10 protein-coding genes are annotated in these 13,754 nt (G+C 35.9%); 6 read left to right on the top strand and 4 right to left on the bottom strand.

The window, feature by feature from the left end; translation table 11 throughout:
- Positions 1 to 359: 359 nt before the first annotated feature.
- Positions 360 to 1,178, bottom strand: a complete 819-nt coding sequence (locus tag K9V48_RS11835) for a carbonic anhydrase (protein ID WP_224139203.1) — start codon at positions 1,176 to 1,178, stop codon at positions 360 to 362.
- A gap of 568 nt (positions 1,179 to 1,746) precedes the next feature.
- Here K9V48_RS11835 and K9V48_RS11840 point away from each other — a divergent pair.
- Together K9V48_RS11840 and K9V48_RS11845 are read left to right on the top strand one after the other, a co-directional pair.
- Positions 1,747 to 1,914: a hypothetical protein gene (locus K9V48_RS11840; protein WP_224139204.1), complete on the top strand. Its 168-nt coding sequence runs from the start codon at positions 1,747 to 1,749 to the stop codon at positions 1,912 to 1,914.
- 26 nt (positions 1,915 to 1,940) lie between these two features.
- On the top strand, positions 1,941 to 2,168 hold the full coding sequence (locus K9V48_RS11845; RefSeq protein ID WP_224139205.1) for a hypothetical protein: 228 nt from the start codon (positions 1,941 to 1,943) through the stop codon (positions 2,166 to 2,168).
- A 497-nt stretch (positions 2,169 to 2,665) separates the two neighbouring features.
- Here K9V48_RS11845 and K9V48_RS11850 read toward each other — a convergent pair whose 3' ends face one another.
- The 3 genes from K9V48_RS11850 to K9V48_RS11860 all read right to left on the bottom strand — a co-directional run bounded on the left by K9V48_RS11850 (position 2,666) and on the right by K9V48_RS11860 (position 5,833).
- Positions 2,666 to 3,436 carry a YibE/F family protein gene (locus tag K9V48_RS11850; RefSeq protein WP_224139206.1) on the bottom strand — a complete coding sequence of 257 codons (771 nt, stop codon included), beginning with the start codon at positions 3,434 to 3,436 and terminating at the stop codon, positions 2,666 to 2,668.
- A complete protein-coding gene (locus K9V48_RS11855) occupies positions 3,433 to 4,572 on the bottom strand; it encodes a YibE/F family protein (protein ID WP_410429697.1) in 1,140 nt (379 codons plus the stop codon). The genes K9V48_RS11850 and K9V48_RS11855 overlap by 4 nt, the downstream gene beginning before the upstream one ends.
- Positions 4,573 to 4,975: 403 nt before the next feature.
- The gene (locus K9V48_RS11860) at positions 4,976 to 5,833 is read right to left on the bottom strand and encodes a TetR/AcrR family transcriptional regulator (protein WP_224139207.1); all 858 of its coding nucleotides are present in this window, start codon (positions 5,831 to 5,833) and stop codon (positions 4,976 to 4,978) included.
- Positions 5,834 to 6,079: 246 nt separating this feature from the next.
- Here K9V48_RS11860 and K9V48_RS11865 point away from each other — a divergent pair, with 246 nt between their 5' ends.
- The 4 genes from K9V48_RS11865 to uvrB all read left to right on the top strand — a co-directional run bounded on the left by K9V48_RS11865 (position 6,080) and on the right by uvrB (position 13,752).
- Positions 6,080 to 9,232 carry an efflux RND transporter permease subunit gene (locus tag K9V48_RS11865; RefSeq protein WP_224139208.1) on the top strand — a complete coding sequence of 1,051 codons (3,153 nt, stop codon included), beginning with the start codon at positions 6,080 to 6,082 and terminating at the stop codon, positions 9,230 to 9,232.
- A gap of 160 nt (positions 9,233 to 9,392) precedes the next feature.
- The gene (locus tag K9V48_RS11870; protein WP_224139209.1) at positions 9,393 to 9,563 is read left to right on the top strand and encodes a hypothetical protein; all 171 of its coding nucleotides are present in this window, start codon (positions 9,393 to 9,395) and stop codon (positions 9,561 to 9,563) included.
- A gap of 295 nt (positions 9,564 to 9,858) precedes the next feature.
- A complete protein-coding gene (locus K9V48_RS11875) occupies positions 9,859 to 11,439 on the top strand; it encodes a peptide chain release factor 3 (protein ID WP_224139210.1) in 1,581 nt (526 codons plus the stop codon).
- Between the two features lie 327 nt (positions 11,440 to 11,766).
- A complete protein-coding gene (uvrB, locus tag K9V48_RS11880; RefSeq protein ID WP_224139211.1) occupies positions 11,767 to 13,752 on the top strand; it encodes an excinuclease ABC subunit UvrB in 1,986 nt (661 codons plus the stop codon).
- Positions 13,753 to 13,754 lie beyond the last annotated feature (2 nt).

Genomic DNA, 13,754 nt, shown 5'->3' on the forward strand with positions numbered 1-13,754 from the left:
GTTTTCAGTACAGGGTAAAACCACCAATAAAGGATACGTTATATACTCACTATCTGCGGTATCTACATTATGGAATGAAGAACCTATTTTCATTCCTAGGTTGAGAGCGAGAGATCATGAATGTTTTTATTGTCTATAATTGTGATTGTGTTAACTAGGTTTGTATAGAGTATTGATCCCGATACTTTAGGCTCAGTTACTTTTATCCCACCTTAACGGGCAGTAAAACTCCGACTTCAAGATTCGAGAGAAGCAAAGAAGATAAGTGGGAGAGGGAGATAACTGCCCGTAAAGATCCGATAAGTCTCGCTAACCATCAGTGGGGGATAAAGAAAACCCCCACTGATGGAAGTCTCACTTTATTGTTTAGTTACTTCACGGTCATTCAATGGTTGGACTGGACGATGATTATCAGAGAAAATTTTTTGGAAAGCATCTATTTGTTCTCTAGCCATTTCGATTGGCTGCTCCAATACAATCCATTTTACTTCTTCCGTACAAGGCGGAGTTGTTAAAGATCCGTTGTAAATAAACGATTTCTGATCGTTAGGAAGTAAACTAGGTAAATTCACCGTTGTATTTAATTCTATATCTTTTTCTGTTTCTTTTTCCGGAAGGTTCGACCATATATTCGATAACGCTTCGTTTTCTTTTCCTTCTTTGATCATAATCCCTAGAACAGCAAGATTCCCTGTATCATTTTTATGTACTAAGTGAAGTTCCATATCGAAGTTTTTCCCATTGAATTGGTGTTCACTTGGAGTATGAAAATGAAATTGAACGAGATTATATGTAGTTCCATCCAATATAATAGAATTATTTTCAGCTTTAAAATTCGCCTGAATCGTATGTCCGTTATTCATTAAAGTGAATTTAGTCGGTTGATAATTAATGTCGATTTTATCCAATTCTTTGTTTGGATTTATTTGAGAAATCTCAATATTAATTGGAGATTGTTCTGCTCCATTTACACATGCAGAAAAAGCCGGATCAAGTTCTCCCCAATGTTCAGGTCCTGTTTTTCCTTCGTAGGACCAGTGAGTTTGATGATTCTCAGCTACAGGTTTCGTTTCCTTTGATTCCTGAACTAGTGTTTGTGTATTTCCAGTCGAACATGCAGCTAATGTAAGACATAATGATGCTGATAAAAAAGAATAGTAAAATTTTCTGCGATTCATTAGTATTTCTCCTTGTTAGAATATTATTTATATTTGTACGTTTAATATGAGGGGAACTAAAGATGTTTTATCCCGCATTAACGGGTAGTAATATCCCCACATCTAAGCTTGAGTGAATCACAAAGAGGCGAAGGTGGGGGATAACTGCCCGTAAAAGCCCGATAAGTCTCGCTATCCATCAGTGGGGGATAAGGAAAACCCCCACTGATGGAAGTCTCGCTTTATATATTAAATATTACCAAAATAGTATTTTTAACCCAACATCCATAAGCACTATTTTTTAGTCCTGAATTTTTGATGAATTGGTTTCCGTTCTTATAATATCTGATTAGGTTAACTGAAAATATACTAGCATCATTATGTGAATTAGATTTACATTAGTAGTTTTATATAATTACTGTATAAGTAAATAAGTTTAAGTGAGACTGAGAGAACAATGTAGGTTATTCTCATCAAATTTTAACATTGGTGTAACTGAATTTTCATTTATTATAGTTATCATTATAAACAACGAACCATAAATGAAAATTTAAGACAAATCTTAAGTGAATTTTGGGAGGTTGTTATGATGTTTGCAAAATTTGAAGTAAAACCATTGTTTGAAGGGCAAGTTCATGAACGTCATCAGTTTAAGCTAAAAATACATGGGTATCATTACCAAGGTCTTTTCCATGATGAAGAAATCCAATGGTTTAATCCACACCTAAAAATAAACTTAAGAAAGATCACCTTGTAGATATTGAATCAAAGGTAAGTGACTTGATGACAAATCACTTACAGCAAGATTTTAAAGTAAAATCTTTATTTGAGGGACAAATTCATGAACGTCATCAGTTTAAACTGAAAATACATGGATACGACTATCAAGGACTTTTCCATAATGGAGAAATCCAATGGTTTAATCCACACCCCAAAAATAAACTTGAGGAAAATCATCTTACAGATATTGAATCAAAGGTTTATGATTTGGTGATAAATTATTTAAAATAATATTAACAATGATACTTAGAAGCCTTGACTATAATTTTTTGGTACCATGTAGAAATTATTGTTGTTACTATCTAAAGTTATTCTAAGAACACCTTATGTTTATAGCCTTACATGGCAACATAAGGTGTTTTTGTTAATTTAAATTATCAAATACATCATTTGTCAAATAAGGAAATTACTAATAAGAACTCGCCCTTAAGATAACTCATAAAGAAAAAATATGCTTTTCTTGTTCAATAATTCGGCGCTTTTCTAAAGTAATGTACCTCTATTCTAAGTAAGCAGAAAATTAAAGAGATTCAGTTACTGGAAGGTGGCGATGTTATTGTCACAGTGCTTTTTTCTAGGAAATTGGCCGATATAGTGGATGGTTTATACTTATAACGAATCGCGTGCGAAGAATAATGAGTCGAGCATTGAAATCCAATACTCGACTCATTATTTTAGTTATATTCAAAAATGTAAACAAAGTTGTTTTCGCTTTACTGTCATAAAGCTTATTCAACGTTATTGTCTCTTGCTTTTACAAAAAAATAGGCAGTTATCCAAGAAGTAATTGGAATAATCAGAGCTATACCAATTCCGGCACAAAATATCGTGATCATTTCAGCACTAAATACTTTTGAATTTACGATGGTTCCAATAGGATAAGATAAATCTTTAAACCATATCAGTAACCCTAAATAGCCTCCAAAGAAAGCAAAAAATAACGTATTCGTATTTGTTCCTAAAATATCCTTCCCAATACTTAATCCAAATTTAAATAATTCTTTCCTGCTAATAAGTGGATTATGATTCAATATTTCGCGCATGGGAGATGCAATGGCAATCGCAACATCAGTAATTGCACCGATTGTACTCATAATAATCACGGCAGCTCCAATTTTAACAAAATCCACTCCAATATAAAGGGAAAAGATACTAAGCTCTTCTGCTTCTTCTTCACCAAATCCCTGAATCATAGCATTTTCTGTCATGATGAGAATAAAAAGGAGTAAAATAACAATTGTGATCATAGTAGAAATGAATGCTGTTATTGTTTTGCGGTTCACTTCATTAATATAAAATAGCGTAATACAGCTAATCACTATAGATGCAATCAATGTTAAGACAATCGGATCAACAGTTGGATCTGTCATAAAAAGTATGGTAAGAAAGAGTACACCAAAGTTTAAGAATAGAGCAATAAAAGACCGTGCTCCTTTTTTTCCACCAATAAGGATCATCAATATAAATAAAATCGCTCCCAGTATCACTAATACATTCATGTTCTTGCCCTCTTTCGATTAACAAAAAAGATAGTCGTATATAGACCAATCGGTATCGTTAACACGATTCCAATACCACCAGCTAAGGCTCGAGCTAATTCCAATGAAAGGTTCATGGAAAGGGTATACGCCAATGGAGAACCATTCTTCAAATACAAAACAAGCATAGGAATGGAACCACTTATATAGGCAAAAAACAAAATATTTGTCATGGTTCCCATAATATCTTTTCCAATATCCAATCCTGAAGCTTTGAGTGCTTTTACTGGTATGTTGCTATTATTTTCATACAACCCAAAGATAGAAGAAGACATTGTAATAGCCACATCCATTACGGCTCCTAAAGATCCGAGTAATACACCTGCCATAAACACCATTTGATAAGGACGAGTTAGAAATTGCATTTCTTCATATCGAAGGCCTTTTTCTGCAGTTAACCACATAACAAGATAGGTAATTAATAGTGAAATAAACGTTCCTAAAATGGTCGCAACAATAGCTGCATATGTTTTTTCATTCAAACCGTTAACGAGTAACAAAGAAATGACAGTGAAGATAATAACACTGATACTGCATATCAATAACAAACTTATGTTTGATTTATTAATAAACACATCTAATGCATATGACAACAAAACGCCATTGACTGCCAAACTTATAATAGAAAACAGTCCTTGTTTTTTTCCAACGATAAGTAAAGTAAAGATAAAAATCCACGCGATAATCAAAACTTGTTTATCGCGTTTTACGTCTTTTATGGTACCAGTTAAAACTGTACTTTCCTCTGTGTTTGTATCTATTAAAACAAACAATTCATTTCCAACACGGTATTCTTGATCATAAGCTCCGGATGATGAATACTTATTAGTTAAATGGATAAGCTGTCCTTTTTCTTCTCCATTTTTTAATTTGGCTATTATATGCTGAGTGAATAGATGATCTTCATTATCATATATATCAGTAATTTCAGTAGTATCTTCCAGATTTGTTTTGATTACTTCAGCTATTGAACGTTCATAGAATGAGTAATTGTGATTAACAAAAAAAACAGAGACGGCAAAACAAAGTGCTATTATGAAGTACAAAATCATTTGTTTGTAAGTCATTTTCTTAAATTTGTTTACTATAACATTCAAATAAAACCCTCCAACGATTAGGATGGAACAAAGTGTATAAAATTTTAGATTTATTGATTGCAAAAACGAATTGATATTTAAAAAAAGTGCATTGTTCTGGGGAACAGAGTGTGTAAAGCACAGGAGTCTCGCCAAATGACGGTACTCAGCAATGGACTTAGAATAGCAAGAATGTTTTTTAATCGTCAAGAGATTCTCAAAGATAGGAATGGAGAAAATCCCCCATCCTTAAGACGTGATAGCGGCTAGGTGGGGGAAGAAAGATATTTTTCCGGAAAAGTTTTCGTTCACATCTGGTACATAAGATACTTTTTTGTTACAATACTATCATACGAATATATGTTCTGTTGATGAAAGTGTGTGAAATAGTAATTCTTAATTTTGGAATACCTAATAATCAAAGCTAATCCTTTACACGATTAAAAAACGTCTCGATCATGGTTTTCAAATATTGCAGAGTAGGTTCATCCTTTAAATTACCTAGCATGCCCTGTATAACTGGAATTCTAGGTGCATCCATTTCAATTTCTTCAATTAATACATCAAGTGTAACGATGATGTCCTCATGCTCGCCTTTATTTTTGGCGATTTTTATTTGTCTTATTATATCCTCTTTAGTAGGTTCTGGGTAAAGTTCAGACATTTTATTAACAAAATCATTTGTTAAGATAGGTTCTTCGGTTGACTGTGTAAAACCTGTAACTAAGTCGTCGATTCTTTTTAAAATAAATACTGATAGTTTGTGGAAATCAATGTTTACTTTATCAAAGATGACCAGCTTTATATAGGCTTGAACAATTCCTTGAAGAATCATGTTTAAGTCATAAAAATAATGATCAATTTTTTTATCGCCATACATATTTAGTAGTGACGTCTGATATGAGCTTCCCATCTCATGATTAATTTTTCGAATGAACTCCTCAATTTCAGGATTAAGCGGAATCGTTTGTTCACGAGTTAACATAATAATAAAGTCTTTGTTTTTGTGAATTTGGTTAAATTGCATTTCTAACTGGGCTATAAACATTTCTCGTGGTGTTAAATCTTTTGTTAATAGTGAGTCTAGTGTAAATTGTATGGATTGGAATTGATATTTAAAGGCTGCAAGCAATAACGACTCTTTTGATTTAAAATAAAGATAAAATGCACCCTTTGACATTCCACAAGAATCAACAATTTCTTGAATTGAAGTCGATGAATAGCCTTTTTTAGCAAAAAGACTGATTCCCGCCTCAATAATCTTCTTTTCTTTTTCCTTCATCTTTATCACCTTTTAGAGTTTTTTATCTATTTTTATTGTTCAACGAATGAAGCTCTCATGTAGTAATCGATAGTAAATGAAAGTTCATTAGCTGGGAATACTATCCTATTATCATCACCTGTTCACATTTACAAAAAATTAATATCATATAATTTTCGAAAATGTTGACTATGAACGCATGGTCATTTATATTGTTAATTATTGTGACCGATAAGTCAATTGAACTTAAATGAGTTGGGGGATAATATGAATAGCATAATTAATTTTGTCTTACGAAACAAGTTTGCAGTATGGCTTCTGACGATTATTATAACGATAGCTGGATTGTATGCTGGATTAACAATGAAGCAGGAGACGATACCGAATATTACGACTCCTATTATATCAATAACAACAGTATATCCAGGGGCAACACCTGAAGATGTAGCAGAGCATGTTTCAGAGCCAATTGAGCAAGTCGTTCAAAATCTAAATGGAGTTAATGTTGTAAGCTCAAACTCCTTACAAAATGCGTCATCCATTCAGATAGAATATGGTTTCGAAAAAAATATGGATAAAGCAGAGGACGAACTAAAACGTGCAATAGAAAACATTGAATTACCTGAAGGAGCAAATGAGCCTTCTGTTACAAGAATAAGCTTAAATGCCTTTCCAATTCTTGCCCTTAGTATCGCAAATGACGATCAATCATTGACAGAACTTACCTCAACTGTTGAAGAACAAATTCTTCCCGCTTTGAAAGGTGTCGATGGTGTAGCGTCTGTTCAAATAGCTGGACAACAAATTGAGGAAGTAGAATTTACATTTAATGATGAAAAAATGAAGGAATATGGGCTGGATAAGGAAACCGTGCAAAACCTGATTAAGGGTGCTGACGTGACATTCCCACTAGGCGTATTCACATTAGATGATACAGAGAAATCAGTTGTTGTTGATGGTAACATCGTAACAATCGATGATTTGAAAAATTTAGAAATTCCAGTAATGCCTGCTAATACAGGAGCAGGTCAAGAGGCAATGCAAGGAAATCAAGCTGCTAATATGACTCCACAGTCAGGTCAGGGTGCGGCTGGTAGTCAAGCACTTGAACTTCCGACTATAAAGCTATCAGAAATTGCTGAGATCAAATTAGTCGGAAAAGCTGAGTCGATTTCAAAAACAAATGGTAAAAAAGCAATTGGTATTCAAATTGTGAAAGCAGCAGATGCGAATACTGTTGATGTAGCAAATGGAGTAAAGGAAGAATTAGCTACGTTTGAAGATGAAATAAAAGGCTTAGATGTTGTTTATACACTCGATCAAGCAACACCAATTGAAGAGTCTGTCCACACAATGCTGAGTAAAGCTGTGTTTGGAGCACTTTTCGCCGTTGTGATTATTCTCTTATTTTTAAGAGATATTAAATCAACATTAATATCGATTATTTCAATCCCATTATCTTTATTAATTGCGATTATCATCTTAAATCAAATGGATATTACACTTAACATGATGACGTTAGGCGCAATGACAGTTGCCATTGGTCGTGTCGTTGATGATTCCATCGTTGTTATTGAAAACATTTACCGAAGAATGGCTCTTAAGGGAGAACCTTTAAAAGGAAAAGTGTTGGTTCGTGAGGCAACAAAGGAAATGTTTATACCGATTATGTCATCTACAATTGTTACGATTGCGGTATTCTTACCGTTAGCACTTGTTAAAGGTATGATTGGTGAATTATTCTTACCATTCGCGTTAACGATGGTATTTGCGCTTTTAGCATCATTATTAGTAGCGGTTACGATTGTGCCGATGATGGCGCACAGTTTATTTAAGAAAAACCTCTATGGTGAAGGCATGAAAGTGAAACACGATGCACACAAACCAGGGAAGTTTACTGGGGCATATCGTTCCATTTTAAACTGGTCGTTAAATCATAAATTCATTACATCAGCGATTGCAATCGTCATGTTAGTCGGTAGTTTATTCCTTATTCCGGTTATTGGGGTAAGCTTCCTATCGTCTGATGAAGAAAAAATGTTGATGGTTACTTATTCACCAGAACCCGGTGAAACGAGGGAACAAGCTGAAAAACAGACAGAAATTGCCGAAGATTTCTTTATCGAGAGAGAAAATGTAAAAACAGTTCAGTATTCATTAGGTAGTGAAAATCCAATGAATCCTGGTGATACAAATAGTGCCGTTTTCTTTATAGAATATGAGGATGATACACCAAACTTTGGTGAAGAAAAGGAAAAGGTTATTGAAGATTTGAAAGCTACCGTAAGTGGTGGCGGTGAGTGGAAATCACAAGACTTTATGTCTACAGGCTCAAGTAACGCAATTACGATGTATGTTTATGGAAATAGCATGGAAGAAATTGAACCTGTTGTAAAAGACATTCAAAAAATCATGGAGAGTCATGATTCACTTGAAAAAGTCGAGTCAAGTATATCGGAAACATATGATGAATTTACATTTGTGGCAGATCAAGAAAAGCTAAGTAAGCTTGGATTATCGGCAGCACAAATCGGGATGGAGCTAAGTCCAACGAGAGAACGTCCTATTTTAACAAAGGTTGAAAAGGATGGAAAAGAACTTAATGTGTACCTTCAAGTGGAAGAGTCAATTGATACTTTAACTGATTTAACAGATAAAACGATTCAATCACCACTTGGAACAGAAGTGAAGATTAAGGACGTTGTCGATGTTAACGAAGGTGAAACATCTAATACTGTTACAAGACGTGACGGCAAAATCTACGTTCAGGTTTCAGGAAACATTAAGACTGATGATGTTGCGAAAGTATCAACAGATGTTCAAGCAGAAGTGGATGATTTAGATGTGCCATCTTCAATTGAAGTCAATATGGGTGGAGTAACAGAGGATATTCAAGAATCATTCACACAGTTAGGTCTTGCGATGTTAGCAGCTATCGCGATTGTGTATTTCATTCTTGTTGTTACATTTGGTGGTGGCTTGGCACCATTTGCGATTCTGTTCTCATTACCATTCACGATTATCGGTGCGCTTGTTGGTTTATGGATCGCAGGTGAAACATTGAGTGTCAATGCGATGATGGGTGCATTAATGCTAATCGGTATCGTTGTTACGAACGCGATTGTGTTAATTGACCGTGTCATCAATATGGAAAAACAAGGTCTAAGTACGCGTGAAGCATTATTAGAAGCTGGAACAACCCGTCTTCGCCCAATTCTAATGACAGCTCTTGCAACAATTGGCGCATTAATTCCATTAGCATTAGGTCTTGAAGGCAGTGGGATGATTTCTAAAGGGCTTGGAGTAACCGTTATTGGTGGTCTAGTCAGTTCAACGCTCTTAACACTAGTGATCGTACCGATTGTTTATGAGTTAATAAGTAAGCTTCGTCGAAAAAAATCATTAGTTGAAGAAGAATAAGCTATCAAGATGGGGATCTGACTTTAATAAGTCAGGTCCCTTTCGTTCATTATTTTAATCAAGAACAATTGTAACTTGAGCCCAGATTAACGAAATGACGCGCATGTTTCCTTTGAATGGGCATATACATATATGTACAAGGAAGATTGGGGGAAAGGTCATGAGTAATCTATTATTTCTAATTGTTGTTCTTTTATTATTAAGCCTTATTATTGGATTTAAGATGCTTATTCAAATATGGGGAAAGAAATATCGTTACAAAAGTACATGGGAAATGGTCTATTCTGAGGAGAGAATGAATGACCGGAGCCGTAAATTGAAACGAACTTGAAGATGAAAAACAGGGGTCGACTTGGACTCCTGTTTTTTTATTAGGGCATTTACTAGTTGAGTTGAAATATTTGGATGAACCGACCTCGGTGAATGTTTACGTCGTAAAGGTGATTGCTTGCGGGCACGATTGCAAATACTATTGCTGTCACACGAGCTATACACATAATTCGCGAAAAAATTTGACCATTCTAAATAGGGATGGAATATATATAAACCTAGAGATAACAAATTGTTCTTTCGTCGTCTTTATAGTATATTTAGAACACGAATTCTATAAAAAGAGGTTATTGCTAATGAGCTTACAACAGGAAATAAATAAACGTCGTACGTTTGCCATCATCTCCCACCCTGATGCTGGTAAAACTACGTTAACAGAAAAGCTATTATATTTCGGACAAATTATTCGTTCGACAGGGACTGTAAAAGGAAAAAAATCAGGTAAATTTGCCGCGTCAGACTGGATGGAGATTGAGAAAAAACGGGGAATTTCTGTTACGTCTAGTGTCATGAGCTTCCCATATCATGAATTTCATGTCAATATTTTGGATACACCTGGACATGAAGATTTTAGTGAAGACACGTATCGAACATTAACAGCGGTTGATAGTGTTGTGATGATTATCGATTCAACAAAAGGTGTAGAGCCACAAACGATCAAGCTTTTTAAAGTGTGTCGCATGAGAGGTATTCCAATTTTTACATTTATCAATAAATTAGATCGTGAAGGTAGAGATCCACTAGAACTACTTGCAGAAATTGAAGAAGTGCTTGGGATCGAGTCATACCCAATGAATTGGCCAGTTGGTAGCGGAAAACGATTTTTAGGTATTTACGATCGTTTTAATGATCAATTTGTCCGTTTTAAAGGTGATGAGGAAGAAGAAATTTTCCCGATTAGTGAAATCGCAAACCATGGGTTAGAAGATGAACCTGTCTACCAAGATACATTAGGTGAAATTGAACTTCTTGAAGAGGCTGGAAATGAATTTTCACCTGAACGTGTAAAAAATGGGGAACTAACTCCTGTATTTTTTGGTAGTGCTCTAGCAAATTTCGGGGTTCAGACTTTTTTTGATACGTTCCTCCAATTTGCGGCACAACCACAGCCACGTAAAACAGATCAAGGCCTGGTAGAGCCAGAGAAGGATCAATTCTCAGGTTATATCTTCAAAATTCAAGCAAATATGAATCCAGCACACCGTGACCGGATTGCTTTTTTCCGTGTGTGTTCAGGAAAGTTTGAGCGTGGAATGAGTGTGAACCTTAGTCGCACGAATAAAACAATTAAGCTTAACCAAACGCAAGCCTTCATGGCGAAGGATCGCGATACCGTGGACGTAGCCTATCCAGGCGATATCATCGGTATCTATGATCCAAATATTTATCAAATCGGTGATACATTAGTTGAAGGAAAAGCTCAGTATCACTACGAAGAGCTTCCACAATTCCCGCCAGAACTATTCAAACGAGTTCAAGCGAAAAACGTCATGAAGTCGAAGCAATTTAGAAAAGGAATCGAACAACTTGTGCAAGAAGGTGCGATTCAGTTATTTAGACAGGAACTAAATGATTCGATGATCCTTGGTGCAGTTGGTCAGCTTCAGTTTGAAGTATTTGAGTACCGAATGAAGGCTGAATACAATGTTGACATTGAATTCACAGCTCTTGGGGAAAGAATTCCACGTTGGATTAAAAGCGAAAAATTTGAAAAACGATTCTTTGATTCAAGAAGCATGCTCGTTCGTGACCGCTATGGTGCGTATGCCGTGCTATTCGAAAATGAATTCACATTAAGATACTTCTTGGAAAATCAAAAGGAAATCGAACTAGTCGACCTTTTAGAGGAAAACGACTATCAAGGTGTTACATCATAAAGATAATGGAAAGGCTAATTCTTCGGAGTTAGCCTTTTTTGCGTAAGAGATTTGAGTGCCTGAAAAAGTAGGTATATTACTAGAAAGATGAGAGTTGCAAGATTATCTTGTGAAGTTGCTAGATTTTTATCCAAAGTTGCAAGATTAAGCCCCAAAGTTGCTAGATTATTTTAAAAACCTCATATTTATCAGAGGATTTGCCCTGTTTTTTAGGCGGGCTTTCATCATAATGTAAAAAAACACGAACTATAGTTCGTATTTTTGGTAATGTTCTATTGAAATGTGGTAAACTATTTATAGGAAAACTCTCTGAATGGAGGTTTATATGTGAGTGAGCAATTTGAATTGATCTCAAAATACAAGCCACAAGGTGATCAACCTAAAGCAATCGAGGCACTGGTCGAAGGAATCCAGCAAGGAAAGAAACAGCAAACATTGCTAGGTGCAACTGGAACAGGTAAAACCTTTACTGTTTCAAATTTGATAAAACAAGTAAATAAACCGACCTTGGTTATTGCACATAATAAAACGTTAGCGGGACAGCTATATAGTGAGTTTAAAGATTTTTTCCCGAATAATGCGGTTGAGTATTTCGTTAGTTATTACGATTATTTTCAGCCAGAGGCATATGTTCCACAAACGGATACATTTATTGAAAAAGACGCAAGCATTAATGATGAAATCGATAAGCTTCGTCACTCAGCTACATCGTCTTTGTTCGAGCGTAATGACGTCATTGTCATAGCTAGTGTTTCTTGTATCTATGGCCTCGGTTCTCCAGAGGAATATAAAGAGCTTGTTGTCAGCTTGAGAACAGGCATGGAAATTGAGCGTAACCAATTATTAAGAAAACTAGTAGACGTTCAATATGAACGAAATGATATCGACTTCCGAAGAGGAACATTCCGTGTACGCGGTGATGTTGTTGAGATCTTCCCTGCTTCTCGAGATGAGCAATGCATTCGTGTCGAGTTTTTTGGTGATGAAATCGATCGGATTCGTGAGGTTGATGCGTTAACAGGTGAGATTTTAGCTGAGCGCGAGCATGTGGCGATTTTCCCTGCATCCCACTTCGTAACGAGAGAAGAAAAGATGGAAATTGCGATTACTAACATTGAAGCAGAGCTTGAGGTGCAATTAGCGGAAATGCGTGAAAAGGGCAAGCTTCTTGAAGCGCAGCGTCTTGAGCAAAGAACGAGATATGATTTAGAGATGATGAGAGAGATGGGCTTTTGTTCGGGAATTGAAAACTATTCACGTCATCTAACCCTGCGTCCACCTGGATCAACACCCTATACATTGCTCGATTATTTTCCAGACGATTCTTTAATTGTCGTAGATGAGTCGCATGTGACAATCCCGCAAATTAGGGGGATGTTTAATGGTGACCAGGCGCGTAAACAGGTATTAGTCGATCATGGTTTTCGTTTGCCATCAGCATTGGATAATCGTCCGCTCCGTTTTGCGGAATTTGAAAGCCATATTGAAAACATTGTCTTTGTTTCTGCTACACCTGGACCGTATGAAATGGAACATACGCCAGAGATGATTGAGCAAATTATTCGACCAACAGGTTTGCTAGACCCAACGATTGACGTCCGTCCAATTGAAGGACAAATCGATGATTTAATTGGGGAAATCCAAGCTCGGGTAGAAAAAAATCAACGCGTACTCATTACGACGTTAACGAAAAAAATGTCTGAAGATTTGACGGATTATTTAAAAGAAATTGGGATAAAGGTAAATTATTTGCATTCCGAAATCAAAACACTAGAGCGGATTGAAATTTTACGAGAGCTCCGAATGGGAACATATGACGTGCTTGTTGGAATTAACCTCTTAAGGGAAGGATTAGATATTCCAGAAGTCTCATTAGTGGCAATACTTGATGCTGATAAAGAAGGATTTTTACGATCAGAACGTTCGCTTATTCAAACAATGGGTCGTGCAGCACGTAATGCGGAAGGCCATGTGATTATGTATGCAGATAAGATGACAAACTCAATGGAGCTCGCCATTAATGAAACAAAAAGGCGTCGTGAAATCCAACAGGCCTATAACGAAAAACATGGCATCACACCACAAACGATTCAAAAAGAAATTCGCGATGTGATCCGTGCGACGATGGCGGCAGAGGAGCAAGAAGATTACAGTACATCCGTAACGAAGAAACTGTCAAAAATGACGAAAAAAGAACGAGACAAAGTCATTTTAGACATGGAAAGCGAAATGAAGGAAGCGGCGAAGGCATTGAACTTCGAACGTGCAGCTGAATTGCGCGATTTAATTTTAGAGCTAAAAGCGGAAGGGTGAAA

Source organism: Metabacillus rhizolycopersici (assembly GCF_020075705.1).